Raw genomic sequence first — 23,193 nt, forward strand, 5'->3', positions numbered from 1 at the left:
CTCACAGGATAAGATCACGCAGTTCGTCCGGCAGGCCGCCGGGTTGTTTGATTGCCTGGAGATCAGCGTCGGAAACGGTATTCCAGGCGTCTTCATCCCAGATCTGAAATTTGTTCAGTTGCCCCACCAACATCGCCTTCTTGTCCAGCCCGGCGTACTCACGCAGACGGGGCGGGACCAGGAAACGACCATTGCCATCCAGCTCGAGATCAACGGCGTTGCCAATCAGCAGGCGCTGCAGTCGACGCGTTTCCTCTCGCAGGGACGGCAACTCGCGGAGCTTGGCTTCAATGATTTCCCACTCAGGAAGGGGGTAGAGGGTCAGACAACGGTCAACCGCATCGATGGTAACGATGAGCTGCCCAGCACAACGCGAAAGAAGCTCGTCGCGATACCGACTTGGCATCGCGATGCGCCCTTTGGCATCGAGACTGATGGCATTTGCTCCGCGAAACACGGCTGCGCTTCCCCTGAATCAGGCTATCCGTACCAATTAATCCCACTTCTACCCACTTTCCACCACTCCGCACACTATAGAAATGGCCCCGCCCCACCGTCAAGGCGCGCCAGAACGGAAAATTCCTTACGGGACGGTGATTTAGAGAACTTTTTGGCGAAACGGAGGGAGTTTTTCTGCGTATTTCAGAATGAAAAATCAGCGGCAACAAAGACGCCGAGATGCAAACTTAAAGTAATGTCTTAAGAGTTAGGGCTTCTGAAATTTCAGACAGGAGGCAGGGAGGGGTATTTCTGAGGGGAAAGTGGGGAAAAGTGGAGAGTCGATCTGTAAGCCGGGTTCTGTCGTGGACAGTCATTCATCTACGGCTGCCATCACTGACAGCCTTTAGCAACCTACCCGAATCCGACGCGGGCCACGCCAAGGATTCCTATTTGGTCTTGCTCCGAGTGGGGTTTACCTAGCCACGAGCTGTTACCAGTCGTGCGGTGCGCTCTTACCACACCTTTTCACCCTTACCGGCGCTTGCGCGCTTAGGCGGTTATTTTCTGCGGCACTTTCCGTAGGCTCTCGCCTCCCAGGCGTTACCTGGCACTCTGCCCTATGGAGCCCGGACTTTCCTCCCTCCCGAAATCGCGAACGAAACGGGACAGCGACTGTCCGATCGACTCTCCGGCGCGAAGGTTAGCGGCAGACTGCCCAGGACACAAGCTCAGGAATCAGCCTGACGCTCCAACGCTGCCTGATAGAGGAGGTTCTTGCGTACGCCGGTGATCTCGGCGGCCAAAGCTGCCGCGCGCTTCAGCGGGAGTTCGCCCAACAACAGATCCAATACACGCAACGCCTCGCCGCTGATCGCATCCTCTCCTTCCGGGGGCTGCCAACCAGCTACCAGCAGCACGCACTCGCCTCGCTGCTGATTGCTGTCTGCCGCGATCCACTCGGCCAATCCACCGAGCGGTGCTCCCTTAAGGGTCTCGAACGTCTTGGTGAGTTCACGGGCAAGCACGGCATGACGCGCCTCGCCGAACAGCAACGCCATGTCCTGGACCGACTCCAGCACCCGATGAGGCGCCTCATAGAAGATGAGCGTCCGCGGCTCTTCCTTTAATAGCTCCAGTCGCCCTCTTCGCGCCGCTGCCTTCGCTGGCAGGAAGCCTTCAAAGATGAAGCGATCAGACGGAAGACCGGCCGCCGACAGCGCTGCGATCAGCGCACTGGGCCCCGGCACCGGCACCACCTCAATTCCGGCCGCACGCACCTGGCGCACAAGGTGATACCCGGGATCGGAGATCAGCGGCGTACCCGCATCCGAAATCAGCGCAACGTCATCTCCAGCCAGCAGCCGAGCCACGAAGCGGCCGCCTTGCTCACGTTCGTTGTGGTCATGGCAGGCCGCGAGGGCCGTTGTGATTCCGAAGTGCTGCAGGAGGCGAATCGAATGACGCGTATCCTCTGCAGCGATCAGCGCAACTTCCCTCAGCGTGCGCAAGGCCCTCGAACTGATGTCGTCGAGGTTACCGATGGGCGTCGCGACCACGTAGAGCTTGCCGGGCTGGGCGGCAGCAACAGAAGACGTGGAAAGAGTCACAGGGCACCTCGGAATAAACTGAAAGGCGCGCATTGTAGCCCGTTTCCAGGCACCGACATCGCACCCCGCCCGCCCCTCCGGTACAATCGCGGGCTTCGTTGATCAAGTACCGGGATCGTTAAATGATCGCTCGACTGCGCCCGCTCTCTGCCCTCTGCCTCGCCGGCCTCCTGGTCGCCTGCGGCAGCTCGCCTACATCCAGCCTCGGCGAACTGCCCCGCACACCCCAGGCCAGCATCGAACAGCTCCTGCAAAAGGCCGGAGAGAGCAAACCCGAGCAAGCCGCCATACTGCGCCTGTCAGCTGCAGATCTGGCCTATCGCCAGCAGGACGTCGGCCGCGCAGCCCGCATCCTGGAGCAAGTCCAACTGGACGGCCTGAAACCTGCGCAACAGGTATTTGCCAGCACCCTTTCAGCCGAACTGGCCATGGCGCGCAATCAACCCAAGAGCGCCCTGAAAGCACTTGGCCACCCCAGCCTCGACCGATTGGCTGAACTCCCGGTCGACCAGCAAGTACGCTCCCAGCTCGTACGCGCACGTGCCCTGGAGGCAGATGGACAGAGCCTGGCCGCCGCACGCGAGCGCGTCTTCATTGCCCCACTGCTCAATGGCGAAGCTGAAAAGCAGAACCATGAAGCCATCTGGGTGCTGATTTCCGGCTTGCCCGTGGATCAGTTGCAGCCGACCGGCGATGCCGACCTGGCAGGATGGATGGAACTCGCCCGCTCAACACGCAGCGCCGCCACCCTGCCCCAGCAGCAAGCCGCCATCGAAGCCTGGCGCAGCCAGCATCCGCAACACCCGGCAGCCGAGCAACTGCCTGCACCGCTGGCCAAATTGAAAGAGCTCGCCAACCAACCCCTGACCAAGATTGCCTTGCTCCTACCGCAGGAAGGGCCACTGGCCTCGGTAGCCCGCGCACTACGCGATGGCTTCCTCGCCGCCCACTACCAGGCGCAGCAAGCCGGCCAGAACCCGCCCTCCATTCAGATTTACGACAGCGCCCACCTGACCTCGCTCGATGACTTCTATCGCCAGGCCCAGATGGACGGCGTACAACTCGTGGTCGGTCCGCTGGAGAAGCCGCTGGTCAAGCAGATGAACGAACGCCAGCAGTTGCCCATCACCACACTGGCCCTGAACTACAGCGATGCTGGACAAGAAGGGCCGGCACAGCTCTTCCAGTTTGGCCTAGCGGCCGAAGACGAAGCACGCGAAGTAGCGCGCCGCGCCTGGTCCGACGGCATGCGCCGCGCTGTCGCCATGGTGCCACGCGGCGAGTGGGGGGACCGAGTGCTCGCCGCCTTCCGCCAGAGCTGGCAGCAAGCCGGCGGCAGCCTGATCGCCGCAGAACACGTGGACCAACCGGTGCAACTGGCCCAGCAAATCGCAGACCTGTTCCAGCTTCGCCAAAGTGAAGTGCGCGCCAAACGCCTGCGAAGCACACTCGGCACCTCCGTTGCCACCCAGCCGACTCGCCGCCAGGACGTCGACTTCATCTTCCTCGCCGCCACACCGCAGCAAGCCCAACAGATCAAGCCCACGCTGGCCTTTCAGTACGCTGGCGACGTCCCCGTTTACGCCACGTCACACCTCTACTCCGGTGGTAACGATGTGGCCCAGTACCAGGACCTGAGCGGTATCCGCTTCTGCGAGACCCCCTGGCTGCTGAACCGCGACGACCCACTTCGCCAACAGGTCGACCGCCAGTGGCCCCAAGCTGGCGGCAGCCTCGGCCGACTCTATGCCATGGGCGTAGACGCGTACCGCCTAGCCCCACGCCTCGCCGAGTTGAAGGCCCTGCCGGAAAGCCGCGTGGACGGCCTCTCAGGCCGACTCAGTCTCACTCCGTCTCAGCGCGTTGAGCGCCAACTGCCGTGGGCGGAGTTCCGCGACGGCCAAGTCCAACGCCTGCCCGATAGCGACTCTTGACCACGAGCGGAGACAGCGGGCGAAACGCGGAAGAAGTCGCCCGCCAACACCTTCAAAAGCACGGCTTGCGATTGCTTGCCAGCAACTGGCGATGCCCCCGGGGCGAGCTCGATCTGGTCATGCTGGACGGCGATACAGTAGTATTCGCCGAAGTCCGCTACAGGCGGCATAGAGCCTGGGGCGGAGCACTGGAAAGCGTAGATGCGCGCAAGCGCGCAAAACTCATCAGTGCGGCACAGTACTTCCTGCAGAAGGAATCCCGCTGGGCCAATCACCCTTGCCGATTTGACGTGATCGCCATCGACTCGATGGATGGCGACTCACCCGTGCGACTGACCTGGCTTAAGAACGCCTTCGACACTTGAACAGTCGCCTTCCACTGAAGGTCATACCGATGGACATGCAACCCCGAATCCGCCAGTTGTTCCAGGCCAGCATCGACACCAAGCTGCTCGCCATGGAAGTCGTGGCCCCCCACATCGAGCATGCCAGCATGGTGATGGTCAATGCGCTGCTGAACGAGGGCAAGATCCTCGCGTGCGGCAACGGTGGCTCCGCTGGCGATGCCCAGCATTTTTCCTCCGAACTGCTAAACCGCTTCGAGCGCGAGCGCCCCAGCCTGCCAGCCCTGGCGCTGACCACCGACAGCTCCACGATCACCTCGATCGCCAATGACTACAGCTACAACGAAGTCTTCTCGAAACAGATCCGCGCACTTGGCCAACCGGGCGACGTGCTGCTCGCCATCTCCACCAGCGGCAACTCGGCCAACGTGATCCAGGCCATCCAGGCCGCACACGATCGCGAAATGATCATCGTCGCCCTGACAGGTCGCGATGGTGGTGGCATGGCATCCCTGCTACTGCCCGAGGATGTCGAGATTCGCGTGCCCTCCAAAGTCACCGCGCGTATCCAGGAGGTCCACCTCCTGGCCATCCACTGCCTCTGCGACCTGATCGACCGTCAATTGTTTGGGAGTGAAGAATGACCCGTTCCCCCCTGATCCTGACCCTACTGGCATTCACCCTTGTGTTGGGCGGCTGCGGTGGCCGAACCATTGGCAAGACCATTGATGACCAGTCCACCCCCTCGAAGGTGCGCGCCAAGATCGACGCCGCAAGCCCCGAGCTCAAGACCAACTCGCACATCGTGGTAACCAGCTTCAACGGCGTGGTGCTGCTGGCTGGACAAACTCCCAAGCAGAACCTGAAGACGCTGGCAGAGCAGGCGGCTCGTACTGCTCAGGGCGTCAAGAAGGTTCACAACGAACTGCAGGTCGGAGCGAACTCATCGACCCTGGCACGCATGAATGACAGCGCCATCACCACCAAGATCACCACCCAACTGCTCGCCAACAGCCAAATCCCCAGCTCCAACATCAAGGTGGTGACCGAGAACGGAATCGTCTACCTGCTGGGCCTGGTGAGCCGCCAGGAAGCAGGGCTGGCCACCAGCGTGGTGCAAGGGGTTTCCGGCGTACAGAAGATCATCAAGCTCTTCGAATACACCAACTGAATACAACAGCCATAAATAAAAAGGCGATCCAGTTGGATCGCCTTTTTTTATTTCACCACTTTCAGGCTGGGCCGACCGGCCGGACGACCTCCTCCCGAAGAAGGAGAGGCGCCATCACCAGATGGCCCATCATCCTCAGGGCCGTCCCCTTCATCCATTGCAGACGACTCCAGGTCGAAGACCATGCCTTGCCCGTTCTCACGTGCGTAGATGGCCATGACCGCCGCGCCAGGGATGTAGAGGCTATGGGCGACGCCACCGAAACGCCCCTCAAAGCTCACCGCTTCGTTATCCATGTGCAGATGACGGACAGCACTCGGCGACACGTTCAGCACAATCTGGCCGTCACTCGCATACCCCGGAGGCACCCGAACACCCGCATGCTCCGCATTGACGAGCAAATGGGGTGTGCAATCGTTGTCGACGATCCACTCATACAGGGCCCGAACCAGATAGGGACGACTGGATTTCATCGATTCACCTCAACGCATATCACGCTCAACGTCCGACAGACTCGCCTGGAAAGCCGGCCGCGAGAAATGGCGATCCATATACTCGAGAAGCGGCTTGGCCGGACGAGGCAATTCGATACCCAGCTTCGGCAGACGCCAGAGGATGGGCAACAGGCAGCAGTCTACAAGACTCATCTCTTCACTGAGAAAGAAAGGCTTGTCAGCAAACAACGGAGACACGCCGGTGAGGCTTTCCCGAAGCTCCTTGCGAGCCTGGGCCTTCGCTGCATCCTTGATCTTTGGGTCCAGCACCAGATCGACCAGGGAACACCAATCGCGCTGAACCCGATGCATGAGTAACCGGGTATTGCCCCGTGCAACGGGATAGACCGGCATCAGCGGCGGGTGAGGATAGCGCTCTTCCAGGTACTCCATCACCACCGTCGGCTCATACAGTGCAAGATCCCTGTCCAACAACGTGGGCACAGTGCCATAAGGGTTCGACTCGATCAGCTTTGGCGGGCACTGGCCATTGGCGACATCGATGATATCTACAGCAACGCCCTTCTCTGCAAGGACGATACGCACACGATGGGAATAGTGATCCGCGGGGTCGGAGTAACAGGTCAGCTTGGTAATAGCCGCCATCGCGCCCTCCTCGCTTGAAGTTTTATGCGGAGTCAAAAAAAGCGCGCGCCCATCAGGGCGCGCGCGTTACAGCATCAGCTTTCGATCAGTGAACGTCTTTCCAGTACTCACGCTTGAGCAGGTAGGCGAACACGAAAAAGAAGGCCAGATACAGCAGGACGTAGGTCCCGATGCGCTGCATATGCAGCTTGTTCGGGTCAGCGGAGTAAGCCAGGAAGGTCACCAGATTCTGGATCTTCTGATCGAACTCGGCCTCGGTCAGCTTGCCGGTCTTCGGAACGATAGTCAGCTGGTCGCACGCCTCATGGGTAATCGGCGCACCGGTCAGCGGATCGAACTGCTTCTTGCCATCTTCGACAACCTGAACCTGCTTGCAACCGACAACCTGGCGACCTTGCAGACCCACCAGTACGTTAGGCATACCCACGTTCGGGAAAACCTTGTTGTTGACGCCCCACGGACGTGCCGGGTCTTCGTAGAAAGCACGCAGGTAACTGTACAGCCAGTCGGTACCACGAACGCGAGCCACAAGGGTCAGGTCCGGCGGAGCTGCACCGAACCACACCTTGGCGTCGTTCGGCTTCATGGCGCTCTGCATGTGGTCACCGATCTTTGCACCGGTGAACACCAGATTTTCCAGCATCAGCTCTTCGGGGATGCCCAGATCCTTGGCTACACGTTCATAGCGCTGGAACTTGGCACCGTGACAGCCCATGCAGTAGTTGGCGAAGGTGCGCGCACCATCCTGCATGGCAGCCTTGTCGGTCAGGTCGATTTCGACATGATCCAACTCGACCTTTTCACCACCGGAAGCGAATGCGGCAACCGGCAGGAGAGCGATAACAAATGCAGCAAATAGCTTCTTCATCAGCCTGTCACCCTTTCCGGAACCGGTTTGGTTGTTTCCATCCTGGTGTAGAACGGCATCAGGATGAAGTACGCGAAGTACAGGATGGTGCACACCTGCGAAAGCAGCGTACGGCCAGGGGTCGGCGCCAGAACACCCAGCACGCCGAGAATGATGAAGGAAACGCAGAACACCAGCAGCCAGATCTTGCTCAGCCAGCCCTTGTAGCGCATGGAGCGCACAGGGCTGCGATCCAGCCAAGGCAGGACGAACAGCACAGCGATTGCAGCTCCCATCGCAATCACGCCCATCAGCTTATCCGGAACCGCGCGGAGAATTGCGTAGAACGGGGTGAAATACCAGACAGGCGCAATGTGCTCAGGCGTCTTGAACGGGTTGGCCTGCTCGAAGTTCGGCTTCTCGAGGAAATACCCACCCATTTCCGGGAAGAAGAACACCACGAAGCAGAACACGAAGAGGAACACCACAACACCGACAATGTCCTTCACGGTGTAGTACGGGTGGAAGGCGATGCCGTCCAGCGGAATGCCGTTCTCGTCCTTCTTCTTCTTGATGTCCACACCATCCGGGTTGTTGGAGCCCACTTCGTGGAGCGCCAGGATATGCAGGACCACCAGACCCAGGATCACGATCGGCAGAGCGATCACGTGCAGGGCGAAGAAGCGGTTCAGGGTGATACCGGAGATCAGGTAGTCACCACGGATCCACTGGGTGAGGTCGTCACCGATGACCGGGATCGCGCCGAACAGCGAGATGATCACCTGTGCACCCCAGTAGGACATCTGGCCCCAGGGCAGCAGGTAGCCCATGAAGGCCTCGGCCATCAGAGCGAGGTAGATCAGCATGCCGAAGATCCACACCAGCTCACGGGGCTTCTGGTAGGAGCCGTAGAGCAGGCCGCGGAACATGTGCAGGTAGACCACGATGAAGAACGCGGACGCACCCGTGGAGTGGAGGTAACGGATGATCACCCCGTATTCCACGTCGCGCATGATGTATTCGACGGAAGCGAAGGCTTCTTCCGCGGACGGAGTGAAGCTCATGGTCAGCCAGACACCGGTCAGGATCTGGTTGACCAGAACCAGCAGAGCCAGCGAGCCGAAAAAGTAGAAGAAGTTGAAGTTCTTGGGAGCGTAGTACTTGCTCAGATGGTCTTCCCACATCTTGGTGGCGGGGAAGCGCGCATCGATCCATTCCATGAATTTGCTCATCATGCCTTCTCCTGGTCCACGCCGATGATGATGACATCATCCGACTCGTAGGAGTGGGGTGGCACCGGCAGGTTCAAGGGGGCAGGCTGCGCTTTGTAGACGCGGCCAGCGAGGTCGTAGCGGGAACCGTGGCACGGGCAGAAGTAACCACCAACCCACTCGGCACCCAGGTCAGCCGGGGCGACCTCGGGACGGAAGGAAGGCGAGCAGCCCAGGTGGGTGCACAGGCCGACCAGCACCAGGATCTCCGGCTTGATCGAACGCTTCTGCGGATCGACGTAGGTCGGTTGCACGGAGGCTTTGGACTCCGGGTCGGCCATGCTGCCGTCAATCTTGGCCAGGTTACCGAGGATTTCCTCCGTGCGGCGCAAGATGAACACGGGCTGACCGCGCCATTCGGCGACAATCTGCTGGCCTGCGTCGATCTTGGCGATGTTCACCTTCACAGGTGCACCTGCGGCCTTGGCCTTGGCACTGGGTTGCCATGACCCCACAAACGGGATCGCAGCACCCACCGCTCCTGCAGCACCCACCACGGATGTGGCTGCCACAAGGAAGCGACGCCGGCCTGCATTCACGCCGTCATTGCTCATTCAGTCGTCTCCCATCAGCTTTGCGGCCTGTTGTTCAGGCCTCTACTAAGTAAAAATCGAGCCGCGCAAAAAATTCGCCAAATGGTAAAGAAAACCCCCTCTGATGACAAGGTAATAGCCGGATACAAAACAGCTGAAAGCCTTGAACCACTAGGGATTCGCGAGTGCGACAAGCTGTCGCAGCCAACTTTTCCACAGGCATAAAAAAACGCCCAGGCCGAAAAGGAACCTGGGCGTTTCTTGCAGCGCCGTATTAGCGCTTGGAGTACTGCGGACGCTTACGCGCTTTACGCAGACCGACTTTCTTACGTTCGACTTCGCGAGCGTCGCGAGTCACGTAGCCGGCCTTGCGCAGCGGGCTGCGCAGGGACTCGTCGTAGCTGATCAGGGCGCGAGTGATGCCATGACGGATGGCACCGGCCTGACCACTGACACCACCACCGAGAACGGTGACGTAGATGTCGAACTTCTCGACGGTCTCGGTCAGCTCCAGAGGCTGACGCACGACCATGCGAGCAGTTTCGCGGCCGAAGAACTGCTCCAGGCTGCGATTGTTGATGGAAATCTTGCCAGTACCCGGGCGCAGGAATACGCGCGCGGTTGCAGTCTTGCGACGGCCAGTGCCGTAATTTTGAGTCGCCGACATAATGAATCTATCCCGTTAAATCTTCAGTTCTTGGGGCTGCTGAGCGGTGTGCGGGTGGACGGCACCCTTGTACACCTTCAGCTTGCGATACATGTCGCGACCCAGCGGGTTCTTCGGCAGCATGCCTTTGACCGCGGTCTCGATCACGCGCTCAGGCGCCTTGGCGATCAGCTTCTCGAAGTTGATCTCCTTGATGCCACCCGGGAAACCGGAGTGCGAGTAGTACTTCTTGTCGGTGGTTTTGGAACCAGTGACACGAACCTGCTCGGCATTGATGACGACGATGTAGTCGCCGGTATCAACGTGCGGAGTGTATTCCGGCTTGTGCTTGCCGCGCAGACGGCTTGCAATTTCGGTGGCCAGACGACCCAGGGTCTGACCGGCAGCGTCGACGACATACCAGTCGCGCTTAACAGTTTCCGGTTTTGCAGTAAAAGTCTTCATTCGCTATAGCCTCAGGGGCCGCCCTGAAAATAAGACGGCGGATCTTACTGAATAGTGCTCGCCCTGGCAACACAGGGCAGCCGGAAACAGACGCTATCGGGGGCTCGGGTCAGCGCGTCCGCTACGGCAAAAGGTTTTCGGCAGGCTAGGCATCCCCGCCTTCCTTCTCGGCAGGCTAGGCATCCCCGCAAAGAAAGCCGCGAAATTATGCCGATTGCAGGAAAAATTTCAACCTGATTTGATAACGATCTTTCGCCCGACGAGGAGCCACCATGCAATACCGTCAACTCGGCCGCACGGATGTGAAGGTCAGCAGCCTCTGCCTTGGCACCATGACCTGGGGCGAACAGAACACTCAGGCCCAGGCGTTTGCGCAGATCGAACGTGCCAAAGCCTACGGCGTCAACTTCATGGACGTGGCGGAGATGTACCCGGTCCCTCCTCGCCCCGAGACCTACGGTGCCACCGAAACCATCATCGGCAACTGGTTCGCCGCCAGACGGGACCGGGCGGACTGGGTCCTGGCGAGCAAGGTCGCAGGGCCGGGCAACGGCATCACCCACATCCGCGACGGCTATCTAAAGCACAACCGGCACCACATCGCCGCCGCGCTCGACGCCAGCCTCAAGCGTCTGCAGACCGACTGGATCGACATCTACCAGTTGCACTGGCCCGAACGCAGCACCAACTACTTCGGCCAACTGGGCTATCGCCACCGGGACGAAGACTTCACGCCCCTGCAGGAAACCCTCGAAGCGCTCGCCGAGCAGGTCAAGGCCGGCAAGATCCGTTACGTCGGCCTGTCCAACGAGACACCCTGGGGAACCATGACCTTCCTGCACCTGGCCGACCGTCTCGGGCTACCCCGTGCCATATCCATCCAGAACCCCTACAACCTGCTGAATCGCACCTTCGAGGTGGGCCTGGCGGAAGTTGCCATTCGCGAGCAGTGCGGCCTGCTGGCGTATTCACCCCTGGCCTTCGGCATGCTCTCCGGCAAGTACGAGAACGGCGCACAACCGCCCCAGGCACGCATCACCCGGTTCAGCCGTTTCACCCGCTACACCAACCCGCACGCGAAGGCGGCCTGCTCGCGCTATGTCGCCCTGGCCCGTGAGCACGGGCTGGACCCGGCGCAGATGGCCCTCGCCTTCGTCACCGCACAGCCGTTCGTCACGAGCAACATCATCGGCGCGACTGACCTCGATCAGTTGGAGAGCAACCTCGCCAGCAGCGAACTGAAGCTGCCCGATGCCGTGCTGGAGGGGATTGCCGAGATTCACCGCGACCAGCCGAACCCCGCCCCCTGACCTAATCGAACAACCCCGGCAGCGTGTCCGCTCCAGCAGCGGACATGTCGCCTCGCCGGGTCAGTTCTGGCAGCCGATAACCTCGACAACCACGCAAGACCAACTCCAGCGCGCAGCTCATCGACAACCGTTGCCCGGGCGACACCACCGGCGGCGCACGCCATCCCGGCTGCGCAGCATCCAGCCGATCTGCTCGCCCTCATGCTCCAGTGGCACATGCTTGCCCCGCGCAATGCCTGACTCAGCGTGATGCCCCACAAGCACCACCCGCGCGGCCAGTTCACCCTGCAGGCGCTTGGCGTGGCGGACGCTGCCGTCCCAGTCATCGAAGGGGGAAGTACTCATGAACGGGCTCCGGAAAATCGACACAGGGTAGACCCGGAGCCAGCGGAAAGGGTCCGCCGCACTGCCCGGCGGCGGAACCGGGGCCTTACAGCGAACGGGCAATGATCTCCTTCATGATCTCGTTGGTGCCCGCATAGATGCGCTGCACGCGAGCATCCGCCCAGGCGCGTGCTACCGGGTACTCCCACATGAACCCATAGCCACCGTGCAGCTGCACGCACTCATCCAGCACCTTGCACTGCAGGTCCGTGCCCCAGTACTTGAGCATTGCGGCTGTCGGAACGTCGAGCTTGCGCTGCAGGTGCAGCTCCAGGCAGCGGTCGACGAAGACCCGGCCGATCTGGATCTCGGTGGCCATTTCCGCCAGCTTGAAGCGCGTGTTCTGGAACTCCGCGATGGCCTTGCCGAACGCCTTGCGGTCGCGGGTGTAGTCGAGGGTCCACTTCAGCGCCGCCTCCGCCGAAGCCAGTGCCCCGATGCCCACCGTCAGGCGTTCCTGAGGCAGCTCCTGCATCAGGTAGGCGAAGCCCATGCCCGCCTGGCCCAGCAGGTTCTCCTTGGGTACCCGGACGTCCTGGAAGAACAGCTCGGAAGTGTCCTGGGCCTTCATCCCCACCTTCTCCAGGCGCTTGCCCTTGGAAAAGCCGGGCGTATCCGCCTCCACCAGGAACAGGCTGGTACCCTTGGCCCCCGCCTTGGGATCGGTCTTGGCAACCACGATGACCAGATCGGCCAGGAACCCGTTGGTGATGAAGGTCTTGGAGCCGTTGATCACGTAGTGGTCGCCATCCAGCACCGCCGTGGTCTTCACGCCCTGCAGGTCGGACCCCGCCCCGGGCTCGGTCATGGCGATGGCCGTCACCAGCTCGCCGCTGACCAGGCGCGGCAGGTACTTCTCCTTCTGCGCCTCGCTGCCGTAGTGAAGGATGTAGGGCGCCACGATGTCCGAATGCAACGAGAAGCCGATGCCGGTGAGGCCCAGGCGACCGATCTCCTCGATCACCACCGTGCTGTAGAGGAAGTCGGCCCCGACACCGCCATAAGCCTCGGGAATGTGGGAGCAGAGCAGCCCCGCCTCCCCCGCCTTGTTCCACAAGGCCCGGTCCACGTGGCCATCCTTCTCCCACTGGTGATGGAAGGGCACCGCCTCCTCTTCGAGGAAGCGGCGCACGCTATCACGGAAGAGTTCATGTTCGGGGCTGAAGAGCGTTCTGGGGATCATCGCGTCACCTTCACGGGCAGTCGGTCGAAGAAGGCCCCGACTGTAGGACAGGCCTGCGCCGGCACACACTGGACACTTGCGACAAAAAATAAGACGATCCAGCCGCCTAATGACCGCTTTCCCCTAATAAGAACAAGACCATGACCATTCAGCAGTCCCCCACCCTAAGGCGGGTGAGCATCCTCGCCACCGACGGCGTCTTCGCCTCCACCCTCATGCAGGCCAAGGACTTCTTCCACATGGCCAGCCTGCGCTACAGCAAGCTGCAGGGCCTGGGGCTGAGGCCCGCGTTCCAGATCAACCTGGTCAGCCCGGATGGGCAGCCGATACGCAGTTTCAGCGAAGTGACCATGCCGGTGGACGGCTCCCTGGATGCCGCCGACGTCATCATCCTCCCCGCGTTCTGGGACGACTTCGACGCCCAGTGCGCGCGCTACCCCCAGATACTGCCCTGGCTGCGCGAGCGGCACGGCGCCGGCAGCATGATCTGCGGCGAAGCGACCGGCGTGTTCTGGATGGCCCAGGCCGGGCTGCTGGACGGCAAGGAGGCGACCACCTACTGGCGCTTCTTCCGTGAGTTCGCCGAGCGCTTCCCCAAGGTCCAGCTCAACCAGGACAAGCACCTCTCCGACGCCGACAACCTCTATTGCGCTGGCGGCGTCACCTCCGCCTGCGACCTGTACATCTACATGATCGAGCGCTTCTGCGGCGCCTCCATCGCCCAGGCGGTCTCCCGCGACATCCTCTACGAGGTCCAGCGCAGCTACTCGCCCGGGCGCATCGGCTTCGGCGGACAGAAGCTGCACCAGGACGTCACCATCCTGCAGATCCAGCATTGGCTCGAGGAGCACTACGCCGACAAGTTCCGCTTCGAGGACGTGGCCCGGGATCACGGCATGAGCATCCGCAACTTCATGCGGCGCTTCCAGGCCGCCACCGGTGACAAACCGCTGCACTACCTGCAACGGTTACGCATCGAAACAGCCAAGGGCCTGCTCTCCGCCACCCGCAAGAGCATCAAGACCATCAGCTACGAAGTGGGCTACGACGACGCCAGCTTCTTCGCCCGACTGTTCCGCCAGCACACGACCCTGTCGCCCAACCAGTACCGCCGGCAGTTCCAGCACAAAGGCGACTGACGCGGCCATCCCAAGGATGGGTTGGCCCCCAGGGTGAGCATCTTATGATCCGCGCCAGGCCCTAGCGGGCTCTCGACCCTTCGCCGCCCGAGGGCGGATGCGCAGAACAACAAGAAAGGTACTCTCCCATGCGCCGCTACCTGCTCACCCTGCTGGCTGCCGCCAGCCTTCATGCCACCGCCGACGACAGCTGGAAACCCTTCCCCTACGACCAGTCCGCCTACGACTATTCCGGCGACAAGCTGCGCCAGGCCTGGCCCCAGCTGATGCGTGGCTTCGGCCCCGACTACCCGTTCCCCGATGCCGACTGGGTGGTAACCATGGCCACCCAGAACCCCAAGGCACTGGAGATGACTGTAGCCGGCAACACCGGCTTCACCGGCAAGCCCGAGGAAGCAGAGGCCTACGCCGCGCGCTTGCAGGACGTCTGGCGACTGATGTTCCGTGGCGATTTCGAACAGGCGAAGAAGAAGGGCCTGGAACTGGGCGTGGGCGGCCAGGTGCCAGCGATGTTCGCCCAGGTGATCTACGCCATGTTCCTCGCCCCCGACCAGGCCGAGAAACACCGCCTGCTGGAGGAAGTCATCACGTACACCGACGAGGCCGGCGAGCTGGTCCAGGCCGACACCGTGGCCCAGTTCGGCCGCGTCTACGCCAAGGCACGCCTGGGCGAGGAGCTGTCGGTGCCGGTGGTGCTCAAGCGCGGCTACACCAGCCAGATCCCCGAGGAACTGGACGCCCTGCTGAAGAAACAGCCTCGCCAACCCTTCGCCCTCGCCCTGTATGGCGGCTACGAAGCCGGGGTGATCCGCAAGGTCGGCAAGCTGGTGGGCAAGATGACCTACGGGGTCAGCGCGGACAAGATGGAGCAGTACTTCACCCGCTCCTTCACCGCCAAGGACGACCTGCCCATCGGCCACTACGAATACGCCAACGCCCTGGTCTACGTGTACGGCGAAGACGAGCAGGAAAAGGTGCTGGAGCACCTGCGCAAGGCGGTGGCCATCAAACCCATCAACGCCATGGAGGCGCTCGAAGTGGCCCACGCGCAGCAACTGCTCAAGCAATACGAGAAGGAAGTGGCCCAACGCTGAGCGCGAAAGGCGGAAATGAAAAAAGGGCAGGTCCGAGACCTGCCCTTTTTCATGCCTGCACGCCTCAAGGCTTGTGCGGGCGAGAGAGGAACTCGTGGGACTGCATCTCTAGCAGGCGGCTCAGGGTGCGCTGGAACTCGAAGTTCAGGCGGCCACCGCTGTAGAGGTCCTTCAGCTCCACCTCGGCGGAGATGATCAGCTTCACGTTGCGGTCGTAGAACTCGTCCACCAGGTTGATGAAGCGACGCGCCATGTCGTCCTTGGCCACGCCCATCTGCTCGACGTTGGCCAGGATGACCGCGTGGAAGATCTTGCCCAGCTCGATGTAGTCGTTCTGGCTGCGCGGGCCATCGCACAGCTCGCGGAACTCGAACCAGGCGACGTCTTCGCAGACACGCACGGCACGGATCTCGCGGTTCTCCACCATCAGCACCTCGCCTTCCTGGGCATGGGTGCAGTCGGGCAGCAGGCTCTTGAAGCTGGCCTTCAGGCTGGCCTCGGAGGCCGGGCCCAGCGGCCAGTGGTAGAGCTCGGCCTGCTCCAGGGCACGCAGGCGATAGTCCACGCCGCTGTCGACGTTGACGATCTCGGTGTGCTCCTTGAGCAGCGCAATGGCCGGCAGGAAGCGCGCGCGCTGCAAGCCGTCCTTGTAGAGGCCGTCCGGGACGATGTTGGAAGTGGCCACCAGCGAGACGCCGTTCTTGAACAGCTCTTCCAGCAGCGTGGCAAGGATCATCGCATCGGTGATGTCGGAGACGAAGAACTCATCGAAACAGATGACCCGGGCCTCGTCGGCAAAGCGCTTGCCGATGATGGTCAGCGGGTTCTTCTCGCCCTTGAGGGTCTTCATCTCCTCGTGGACGCGCTTCATGAAGCGGTGGAAGTGCGTGCGCATCTTCTGCTTGAAGGGCAGCGCATCGAAGAAGGTGTCCACCAAGTAGGTCTTGCCGCGGCCGACCCCGCCCCAGAAGTAGAGCCCCTTCACCGGTCCCTGGCGTTTCTTGCCGAACAGGCCGCCGAACAGCCCGGGCTTGGCTCGCTCATCGGCGATCAGGTCGTCGTAGAGCCGCTGCAGATGACGCACGGCATTTTCCTGCGCCGCGTCGTGGAAGAAGTCCGGCCGCTTGAGGTCGGCCTGATAGCGCTCGAGGGGGGTCATGATCGATAGCAAGGCAAGGAAAAACGGGGCCGTCACTTTAGCGACGGCCCCGTTGATTGGCAATCAGCCGGAATGCGGGCTTGCGCCGGGCATTCAGTCTTGCGGTGCAAGCGCCTCGCGCAGCCGCTCGATGGCCTGCTCGCAGGCCTGAAGGTCGGCGAAGGCCGGGCTCTGTGCCACGGCCGCGCCGTCCAGCCACACCGCGAAGGCATTGCCGTCCACGCGAATATCCAGGGCCTCGCCGGCCTGCAGGCGCTTGGTCACCTGGCCGGCTGCCTTGCCGTCGGCAAAGGCGCTGGAGAGCAGCAGTTGCTCGCCCGCGGCATCCAGCAGGCGGAAGCGGAAGCTGCCGTCGTCCTCGCGGAAGCTGACGAAGCGCGCGCTCTTGGTCGCCTTCTTCTTGCCGCCTTCATTGCCCTGCACCGCGCTACGGAAGGAACGCAGGCCGACCGCTTCGCGCAGTTCGTTGAGGAAGGGCGTCGCGGTCTTGCGAGCCTTGGCCGCACCGGCCAGGAGGATGTCCTCCAGATCCGCCGGGCGCTCGATCAGTGCGTGGTAACGCTCGCGGGCCTCGCCCAGCTCGTTGTCCAGCAACTGGAACAGGCGCTGCTTGGCCTCGCCCCAGGCCAGGCCATCAAGCAGTTCGGCACGGAACGCGGCCAGTTGCTCCGGCGTGGCGAAGGCCTGGTAGAGGGTGAACAGGTGAGCGCTGTCCGGGTCCTTCGGCTCACCCGGCGCGCGGGAGTCGGTGACGATGCGGGCGATCGCATCCTTGAGCTGCTTGGCACTGCCGAACAGCGGGATGGTGTTGTCGTAGCTCTTGGACATCTTGCGACCATCGAGGCCGGGCAGCGTCGCCACTTCTTCCTCGATCACCGCCTCGGGCAGAGTGAACAGCTCGCGACCGGCACCGAACAAGTGGTTGAAGCGCTGGCCGATATCGCGTGCCATCTCCACGTGCTGGATCTGGTCGCGGCCGACCGGCACCTTGTGGGCGTTGAACATGAGGATGTCCGCCGCCATCAGCACCGGGTAGCTGTACAGGCCCATGGTGACGCCGGCGTCCGGGTCTTCGCCGGCCTCGACGTTCTTGTCCACCGAGGCCTTGTAGGCATGGGCGCGGTTCAGCAGGCCCTTGGCGCTGACGCAGGTGAGCAGCCAGGTGAGTTCGGGGATCTCGGGAATGTCGGACTGGCGGTAGAAAGTCGCCTTGTCGGTATCCAGCCCGCAGGCCAGCCAGGTGGCGGCGATCTCCAGGCGGGAACGCTGGATGCGCGCGGGGTCGTCGCACTTGATCAGCGCATGGTAGTCGGCCAGGAAGTAGAACGAATCCACATCGCCGGCACGGCTGGCGACGATGGCGGGACGGATGGCACCGGCGTAGTTGCCCAGGTGGGGCGTGCCGGTGGTGGTGATACCGGTGAGGATACGAGTGGTCATGGTTTTCGCTTGTCGGACTTCGTTCGGAATCAGAGACGCGGCAGGACCAGGTCCTTAAGATCGGTCAGCTTGCCGTGGAAGAAGTGGCCGCATTCTGCCACTTTCAGCAACTCATGGGGGCGTGTCAGGCTCGCGCACCAGTCATACACCGCCTGGGGTGGAACCACCTCGTCGGCCTCAGGCTGGATCACCGTCAGCGCCGCGCGCTCGGGCAGCTCGGCCGGATCGGCAAGGCGCATCACCGCTGGGGCCACCATCACCAATCGGGGTACTTCGCCCCCCTCGCGTTCCAGCCGCCCTGCCAGGCTCGCCGCCACGAAACCGCCGAAGGAGAAGCCCAGCAGCGTCAACGGCTGGCCGGGATGCTGCTCGATGAACCAGCGGGCAGCCGCCTCGGCATCGTCCACCTCGCCGGTGCTCATGTCGTGGCTGCCGGCGCTGGCACCTACGCCCCGGTAGTTGAAGCGCAACGTGGCGTAGCCTGCATCACGCGAGGTGCGCTGGAGGGTGGAGACCACCTTGTTGAGCATGGTCCCACCCTGCACGGGGTTCGGGTGGCAGATCAGCGCCAGCCCACGGGCGTCGGGCAGGTCGAGGTGAAGTGCCTCCAGCGACCCGCAAGGCCCCTGGAGCAGGATGGGATTTTCACGATTGGACAACGGGAACTCCGTGACCCCAGGCCGGGTCGACTCGTCTTGGTTAGGCACCACATAGGGCTTGCGTCGCGGTATACAGCGCAGATTCGAGCCGTTAACGTAAAGCAAAGCCGCTTATAGAGGAAGGACTCGTGGAACAGTCGCTCACGGCCTGGTTGTTACCGGCCCTCGCCCTGCTCGCCGGCATCGGCATCGGTTTCTTGGTGGCCCGCGTGCTGCCGGGCACCTCCCCCAATCGCACCCAGCGCCAGCTGGACGACCTGCAGGCCCGCTTCGACACCTACCAGAGCGAAGTGGTCACCCACTTCAACACCACCGCCAGCCTGGTCAAGAAACTCACCCAGAGCTATCAGGAGGTACAGGAACACCTGTCCGAAGGCGCCAACCGCCTCGCCCTCGACGAGCTGACCCGCCAGCGCCTGCTAGCTGCCCTGCACGCCGACGACGCCCCCGGCACCCGGGAGCGCCTGACACCGCCGCGCAGCAACGAGGCGCCCAAGGACTACGCCCCGAAAGCCCCAGACTCACCGGGTACGCTGGACGAGGGCTTCGGCCTCAAGGGCAAGTACTGATCCAACGTGCTGAAAACAGAAGGCCCCGCACATGCGGGGCCTTCTTCATGGGGCACAGCTCAGCGCCAGTTCCAAAGAAAATGCCCCGCCTGAGCGGGGCATTTTCGTGGAGCGGCGCTTAGATCAGGCCGCGACTGCGCAACAGGTCGAGGACTGCCTTGGCCCCCTCCTCCACCGACAGGCTCTGGGTGTCGACCACCAGGTCGGCATTCAGCGGAATGTCGTAGGGGAAGGACTCGCCCGGGATGTTGTCCTGGCCGGCCGCGTAGAGCCCCTGAGGATCACGCTCACGGCATGCCTGCGGCGAGGCCTGCACGTAGACGGTGATCAGCCGCTCGGGACCGATGAGCGACCTGGCCTGCTCGCGACCTTCGGCATCCGGCGCGACGAAGGCGGCCAGGGTCAGCAGGCCGGCTTCGTTGAACTGACGCGCCATCTGGGCGGCACGGCGCCAATTCTCGGTGCGGCCCGCACGGTCCTGCGGCAGCCCCTTGTTCAGGTCGTGGCGCAGGTTCTGGCCATCCAGCACGTAGACGGCGCGCCCCGCATCGAACAGCTTGCGCTCCACGGCATAGGCCAGGGTGCTCTTGCCTGCGCCGGAAAGGCCGGTGAACAGCACGGTGGCCGGCTGCTGGCCGAAGCGCGCGGCGCGCTCCTCGCTGCTGACGTGACCAAGGGGATCACGATGGCCCGCGCCGAACTGAGGCTCGGCGATGATCATGCCGGCGCCGACGGTGCCGTTGGTAAGGCGGTCGATGACGATGAACGCACCGGTGGTGCGGTTCTGCTCGTAGCCATCGAGGGCGATGGGCGCGTCGAGGCTGACCTTGACCCGGGCGATCTCGTTCAGTTGCAGGCTGCTGGCAGCGGCCTGCTCCAGGGTGTTCACGTCCACCTTGTGGGTGATGCTGGGGATGGAGCCCGGCACGTAGCTGGTGGCGCGCTTGATGTCGTACTTCTTGCCCGGAAGCATCGGCTCCTCGGACATCCACACCAGCATCGCGTCGAACGCATCGCTGACCAGCGGGCGATTGTCGGCATGCACCAGCATGTCGCCACGGGATACGTCGATCTCGTCTTCCAGGGTCAGGGTGATCGCCTGGCCCGGGCCGGCCTGCTCCAGCTCGCCTTCGAAGGTGACGATGGATTTGACGCGGCTGCCCTTGCCCGACGGTAACGCCACCACTTCGTCGCCCTTGTGCACCACGCCGCTGGCGAGGGTGCCGGAGAAGCCACGGAAGTTCAGGTTGGGGCGGTTCACGTACTGCACGGGGAAGCGCATGTCGTCGAGGTTGCGGTCACCACTGATTTCGACGCTCTCGAGGATCTCCATCAACGGCTGGCCGGTGTACCAGGGCGAACGCTCGCTGCGGTTGACCACGTTGTCGCCCTTCAGCGCCGACATCGGCACGAAGTGCAGGGAGCTGGGCTTGAGGCCGATGCGCTCGGCGAACTGCAGGTAGTCCGCCTTGATCGACTCGAACACGTCCTGGTCGAAGTCCTTGAGGTCCATCTTGTTGATCGCCACGACGATGTGGCGGATGCCCAGCAGGGACGCGATGTAGCTGTGGCGGCGGGTCTGGGTCTGCACGCCGTAGCGGGCATCCACCAGGATGATCGCCAGGTCGCAGGTGGAGGCCCCGGTGGCCATGTTGCGGGTGTACTGCTCGTGACCGGGGGTGTCGGCGATGATGAATTTGCGCTTGGCGGTGCTGAAGTAGCGGTAGGCCACGTCGATGGTGATGCCCTGCTCGCGCTCGGCCTGGAGGCCGTCCACCAGCAGTGCGAGGTCGACGTCGTCACCGGTGGTGCCGACCTTCTTGGAGTCACGGGTGATGGCTTCGAGGTGGTCCTCGTAGATCATCTTGGAGTCATGCAGCAGGCGCCCGATCAGGGTGCTCTTGCCGTCGTCGACGTTGCCGCAGGTGAGGAAGCGCAGCAGTTCCTTGCGCTCGTGCTGGGCCAGGTAGGCGAAGATGTCCTGGCTGATCAGATCGGATTGGTGGCTCATGGTGCGGAATCCTTAGAAGTAGCCCTGACGTTTCTTCTCTTCCATCGAACCGGCCTGGTCATGGTCGATGACACGGCCCTGGCGTTCGGAGGTACGGGTCAGGAGCATTTCCTGGATGATTTCCGGCAGCGACTGGGCAGTGGACTCCACCGCACCGGTGAGCGGGTAGCAGCCCAGGGTGCGGAAACGCACCCTCTTCTTCTGGATACTGGCCTTCTGCTCGGGCGTCAGGTGCTCGAGGATGCGCTCGTCGTCGATCATGATCAGTGCGCCGTTCATCTCGATCACTTCGCGCTCGGCGGCGAAGTACAGCGGGACGATCGGGATCTGCTCAAGGTAGATGTACTGCCAGATGTCCAGCTCGGTCCAGTTGGACAGCGGGAACACGCGGATCGACTCGCCCTTCTTCACCTTGCCGTTGTAGACGTTCCACAGCTCGGGGCGCTGGTTCTTCGGGTCCCAACGGTGCTTGCTGTCGCGGAAGGAGTACACGCGCTCCTTGGCGCGGGACTTCTCCTCGTCACGGCGGGCGCCACCGAAGGCGGCATCGAAGCCGTACTTGTCGAGCGCCTGCTTGAGGCCCTCGGTCTTCATGATGTCAGTGTGCTTGGCACTGCCGTGTGTGAAGGGGTTGATGCCCTGGGCCTTGCCCTCGGGGTTCACGTGGGTAATCAGCTCGAGCCCCAGTTCGCTGACCATCTTGTCGCGGAACCGGTACATCTCCTGGAACTTCCACTGGGTGTCCACATGCATCACCGGGAACGGCAGCTTGCCCGGGAAGAAGGCCTTGCGTGCCAGGTGGAGCATCACGGCAGAGTCCTTGCCGATGGAGTAGAGCATCACCGGGTTGTCGAATTCGGCGGCCACCTCACGAATGATGTGGATACTTTCCGCCTCCAGCTGTTTCAGGTGCGTCAGTTTATCGAGCATGGCTACTCACGGATTTCGGTCTTATACGACGGCCTTCGGGCCGTGGACGAGCGCGCACTCTAGCACAGCACCTTCTTATATTGAGGCGCCCTGTTAGAACGAAACGATCTAGTTATATAGCCACGGAAACGGGCGCTGAAAGCACCTCAAACCGGATTGGTGCAGTCGATGAACAGGTGCTCGATGGCGAAGCGCCGGGCCAGGTATTCGCCCAGTGCCTGCACGCCATAGCGCTCGGTGGCATGGTGGCCGGCAGCGATGAAGCTGACATCGTTTTCCCGCGCGCTGTGGAAGGTCTGCTCGGATGCCTCACCGGTGAGATAGAGGTCGACGCCTGCCGCGATGGCCGTGTCGATGTAGCCCTGGCCGCCGCCGGTACACCAGCCGATGCGCTGGATCGCCCGCGATCCCTCCACCAGCAGCGGTTCGCGGCCGAGCACGTCGCGCACGCGCCGGGCGAAGTCCAGCGCCGCCATCGGCTCGGACAACGAGCCGACCAGGCCGACCACCTTGGCATCGTTCGGGTCTAGCGGGCCCTCCACGGTGACGTCGAGCTGCCGTGCCAACTGCACGTTGTTGCCCACCTCGGGGTGAACATCGAGCGGCAGGTGATAGGCCAGAAGGCTGATGTCGTGGGTGAGCAGCGTCTTCAATCGACGCTGCTTGATGCCGGTAACGCAGGGGTTCTCGCCCTTCCAGAAATAGCCGTGGTGAACCAGCACCACGTCCGCCTCAACATCCACCGCTGCATCCAGCAGGGCCTGGCTTGCCGTAACACCGCTGACGATGCGCCGCACCTGGGGGCGCCCCTCCACCTGCAGTCCGTTGGGGCAGTAGTCGCTGATGCGCGCCGCGCTCAGGTAACGATCCGCTTCTTCCACCAGGGTGGTCAGTGCGATAGCCATCCGCCTCTCCTCACAAGCTGTTTCGCGCGGCTATTTTCTTCGTCGCCGCCC

General features: G+C 62.4%; 26 protein-coding genes and 1 other RNA gene. 8 read left to right on the forward strand and 19 right to left on the reverse strand.

What is annotated here, in order from left to right; all coding sequences use genetic code 11:
* Window position 1: 1 nt before the first annotated feature.
* The 3 genes from mraZ to rsmI all read right to left on the reverse strand — a co-directional run bounded on the left by mraZ (window position 2) and on the right by rsmI (window position 2,081).
* The gene (gene mraZ, locus A7D27_RS01750; RefSeq protein ID WP_069560115.1) at window positions 2–457 is read right to left on the reverse strand and encodes a division/cell wall cluster transcriptional repressor MraZ; all 456 of its coding nucleotides are present in this window, start codon (window positions 455–457) and stop codon (window positions 2–4) included.
* Window positions 458–771: 314 nt separating this feature from the next.
* Window positions 772–1,129: RNase P RNA component class A (rnpB, locus tag A7D27_RS01755), an RNA gene on the reverse strand.
* A 40-nt stretch (window positions 1,130–1,169) separates the two neighbouring features.
* The gene (rsmI, locus tag A7D27_RS01760) at window positions 1,170–2,081 is read right to left on the reverse strand and encodes a 16S rRNA (cytidine(1402)-2'-O)-methyltransferase (protein WP_069560114.1); all 912 of its coding nucleotides are present in this window, start codon (window positions 2,079–2,081) and stop codon (window positions 1,170–1,172) included.
* Window positions 2,082–2,170: 89 nt separating this feature from the next.
* Here rsmI and A7D27_RS01765 point away from each other — a divergent pair, with 89 nt between their 5' ends.
* The 4 genes from A7D27_RS01765 to A7D27_RS01780 are packed head-to-tail and all read left to right on the forward strand — an operon-like array spanning window position 2,171 to window position 5,497.
* Window positions 2,171–3,982: a penicillin-binding protein activator gene (locus A7D27_RS01765; protein WP_069560113.1), complete on the forward strand. Its 1,812-nt coding sequence runs from the start codon at window positions 2,171–2,173 to the stop codon at window positions 3,980–3,982.
* On the forward strand, window positions 3,979–4,347 hold the full coding sequence (locus tag A7D27_RS01770) for a YraN family protein (RefSeq protein ID WP_069560112.1): 369 nt from the start codon (window positions 3,979–3,981) through the stop codon (window positions 4,345–4,347). The genes A7D27_RS01765 and A7D27_RS01770 overlap by 4 nt, the downstream gene beginning before the upstream one ends.
* A gap of 29 nt (window positions 4,348–4,376) precedes the next feature.
* Complete coding sequence (locus tag A7D27_RS01775) at window positions 4,377–4,970, forward strand: phosphoheptose isomerase (protein ID WP_069560111.1); 594 nt, start codon at window positions 4,377–4,379, stop codon at window positions 4,968–4,970.
* Window positions 4,967–5,497 (forward strand): BON domain-containing protein, encoded by a 531-nt coding sequence (locus A7D27_RS01780; protein WP_069560110.1) that lies wholly within the window; start codon window positions 4,967–4,969, stop codon window positions 5,495–5,497. Before A7D27_RS01775 ends, A7D27_RS01780 begins: the two co-directional genes overlap by 4 nt.
* A 47-nt stretch (window positions 5,498–5,544) precedes the next feature.
* On the opposite strand, the gene A7D27_RS26950 is transcribed toward A7D27_RS01780, so the two are convergent.
* The 7 genes from A7D27_RS26950 to rplM all read right to left on the reverse strand — a co-directional run bounded on the left by A7D27_RS26950 (window position 5,545) and on the right by rplM (window position 10,359).
* Entirely contained in the window at window positions 5,545–5,970 is a 426-nt protein-coding gene (locus A7D27_RS26950) for a ClpXP protease specificity-enhancing factor (protein WP_083265501.1), read from the reverse strand.
* 9 nt (window positions 5,971–5,979) lie between these two features.
* Window positions 5,980–6,597: a glutathione S-transferase N-terminal domain-containing protein gene (locus A7D27_RS01785; RefSeq protein ID WP_069560109.1), complete on the reverse strand. Its 618-nt coding sequence runs from the start codon at window positions 6,595–6,597 to the stop codon at window positions 5,980–5,982.
* A gap of 85 nt (window positions 6,598–6,682) precedes the next feature.
* Window positions 6,683–7,465: a cytochrome c1 gene (locus tag A7D27_RS01790; protein WP_069560108.1), complete on the reverse strand. Its 783-nt coding sequence runs from the start codon at window positions 7,463–7,465 to the stop codon at window positions 6,683–6,685.
* Window positions 7,465–8,676 (reverse strand): cytochrome bc complex cytochrome b subunit, encoded by a 1,212-nt coding sequence (locus A7D27_RS01795; RefSeq protein ID WP_069560107.1) that lies wholly within the window; start codon window positions 8,674–8,676, stop codon window positions 7,465–7,467. The genes A7D27_RS01790 and A7D27_RS01795 overlap by 1 nt, the downstream gene beginning before the upstream one ends.
* Complete coding sequence (gene petA / locus A7D27_RS01800) at window positions 8,676–9,269, reverse strand: ubiquinol-cytochrome c reductase iron-sulfur subunit (protein ID WP_069560106.1); 594 nt, start codon at window positions 9,267–9,269, stop codon at window positions 8,676–8,678. Before petA ends, A7D27_RS01795 begins: the two co-directional genes overlap by 1 nt.
* Window positions 9,270–9,522: 253 nt before the next feature.
* Window positions 9,523–9,915 carry a 30S ribosomal protein S9 gene (gene rpsI / locus A7D27_RS01805; protein WP_044409613.1) on the reverse strand — a complete coding sequence of 131 codons (393 nt, stop codon included), beginning with the start codon at window positions 9,913–9,915 and terminating at the stop codon, window positions 9,523–9,525.
* A gap of 15 nt (window positions 9,916–9,930) precedes the next feature.
* A complete protein-coding gene (rplM, locus tag A7D27_RS01810; RefSeq protein ID WP_044409616.1) occupies window positions 9,931–10,359 on the reverse strand; it encodes a 50S ribosomal protein L13 in 429 nt (142 codons plus the stop codon).
* A 272-nt stretch (window positions 10,360–10,631) separates the two neighbouring features.
* Between rplM and A7D27_RS01815 the strand changes: the two genes are divergently transcribed.
* Window positions 10,632–11,669: an NADP(H)-dependent aldo-keto reductase gene (locus tag A7D27_RS01815; RefSeq protein ID WP_069563926.1), complete on the forward strand. Its 1,038-nt coding sequence runs from the start codon at window positions 10,632–10,634 to the stop codon at window positions 11,667–11,669.
* A 1-nt stretch (window position 11,670) separates the two neighbouring features.
* On the opposite strand, the gene A7D27_RS29000 is transcribed toward A7D27_RS01815, so the two are convergent.
* The 3 genes from A7D27_RS29000 to A7D27_RS01825 all read right to left on the reverse strand — a co-directional run bounded on the left by A7D27_RS29000 (window position 11,671) and on the right by A7D27_RS01825 (window position 13,236).
* Entirely contained in the window at window positions 11,671–11,790 is a 120-nt protein-coding gene (locus A7D27_RS29000) for a hypothetical protein (protein WP_139134036.1), read from the reverse strand.
* Window positions 11,787–12,014 (reverse strand): hypothetical protein, encoded by a 228-nt coding sequence (locus tag A7D27_RS01820; protein WP_069560104.1) that lies wholly within the window; start codon window positions 12,012–12,014, stop codon window positions 11,787–11,789. Before A7D27_RS01820 ends, A7D27_RS29000 begins: the two co-directional genes overlap by 4 nt.
* An 85-nt stretch (window positions 12,015–12,099) precedes the next feature.
* Window positions 12,100–13,236, reverse strand: coding sequence for an acyl-CoA dehydrogenase family protein (locus A7D27_RS01825; RefSeq protein ID WP_044409625.1), 1,137 nt, complete (start codon window positions 13,234–13,236; stop codon window positions 12,100–12,102).
* A gap of 239 nt (window positions 13,237–13,475) precedes the next feature.
* Here A7D27_RS01825 and A7D27_RS01830 point away from each other — a divergent pair, with 239 nt between their 5' ends.
* Window positions 13,476–14,375, forward strand: a complete 900-nt coding sequence (locus A7D27_RS01830; protein WP_170832265.1) for a GlxA family transcriptional regulator — start codon at window positions 13,476–13,478, stop codon at window positions 14,373–14,375.
* Between the two features lie 128 nt (window positions 14,376–14,503).
* Window positions 14,504–15,469, forward strand: coding sequence for a hypothetical protein (locus tag A7D27_RS01835; protein ID WP_069563928.1), 966 nt, complete (start codon window positions 14,504–14,506; stop codon window positions 15,467–15,469).
* A gap of 64 nt (window positions 15,470–15,533) precedes the next feature.
* On the opposite strand, the gene zapE is transcribed toward A7D27_RS01835, so the two are convergent.
* The 3 genes from zapE to A7D27_RS01850 form a co-directional block, all read right to left on the reverse strand.
* Window positions 15,534–16,628, reverse strand: a complete 1,095-nt coding sequence (gene zapE / locus A7D27_RS01840) for a cell division protein ZapE (protein ID WP_069563929.1) — start codon at window positions 16,626–16,628, stop codon at window positions 15,534–15,536.
* Window positions 16,629–16,721: 93 nt separating this feature from the next.
* A complete protein-coding gene (locus A7D27_RS01845; protein ID WP_069563930.1) occupies window positions 16,722–18,068 on the reverse strand; it encodes a tryptophan--tRNA ligase in 1,347 nt (448 codons plus the stop codon).
* Between the two features lie 29 nt (window positions 18,069–18,097).
* Window positions 18,098–18,727, reverse strand: coding sequence for an alpha/beta hydrolase (locus tag A7D27_RS01850; RefSeq protein WP_069560100.1), 630 nt, complete (start codon window positions 18,725–18,727; stop codon window positions 18,098–18,100).
* Window positions 18,728–18,855: 128 nt separating this feature from the next.
* On the opposite strand from A7D27_RS01850, the gene A7D27_RS01855 reads away from it, so the two are divergent.
* Window positions 18,856–19,296: a YhcB family protein gene (locus A7D27_RS01855; protein ID WP_069560099.1), complete on the forward strand. Its 441-nt coding sequence runs from the start codon at window positions 18,856–18,858 to the stop codon at window positions 19,294–19,296.
* A 118-nt stretch (window positions 19,297–19,414) separates the two neighbouring features.
* Here the strand turns inward: A7D27_RS01855 and cysN are convergent, their stop codons facing one another.
* The 3 genes from cysN to A7D27_RS01870 all read right to left on the reverse strand — a co-directional run bounded on the left by cysN (window position 19,415) and on the right by A7D27_RS01870 (window position 23,142).
* Window positions 19,415–21,307 (reverse strand): sulfate adenylyltransferase subunit CysN, encoded by a 1,893-nt coding sequence (gene cysN / locus A7D27_RS01860; RefSeq protein ID WP_069563931.1) that lies wholly within the window; start codon window positions 21,305–21,307, stop codon window positions 19,415–19,417.
* Window positions 21,308–21,319: 12 nt separating this feature from the next.
* Window positions 21,320–22,237 (reverse strand): sulfate adenylyltransferase subunit CysD, encoded by a 918-nt coding sequence (gene cysD / locus A7D27_RS01865; protein ID WP_069563932.1) that lies wholly within the window; start codon window positions 22,235–22,237, stop codon window positions 21,320–21,322.
* A 146-nt stretch (window positions 22,238–22,383) separates the two neighbouring features.
* A complete protein-coding gene (locus A7D27_RS01870; RefSeq protein WP_069560096.1) occupies window positions 22,384–23,142 on the reverse strand; it encodes a Nif3-like dinuclear metal center hexameric protein in 759 nt (252 codons plus the stop codon).
* Window positions 23,143–23,193: the final 51 nt, after the last annotated feature.

The organism is Pseudomonas sp. 1D4, from assembly GCF_001728925.1.
GTDB lineage: Bacteria > Pseudomonadota > Gammaproteobacteria > Pseudomonadales > Pseudomonadaceae > Metapseudomonas > Metapseudomonas otitidis.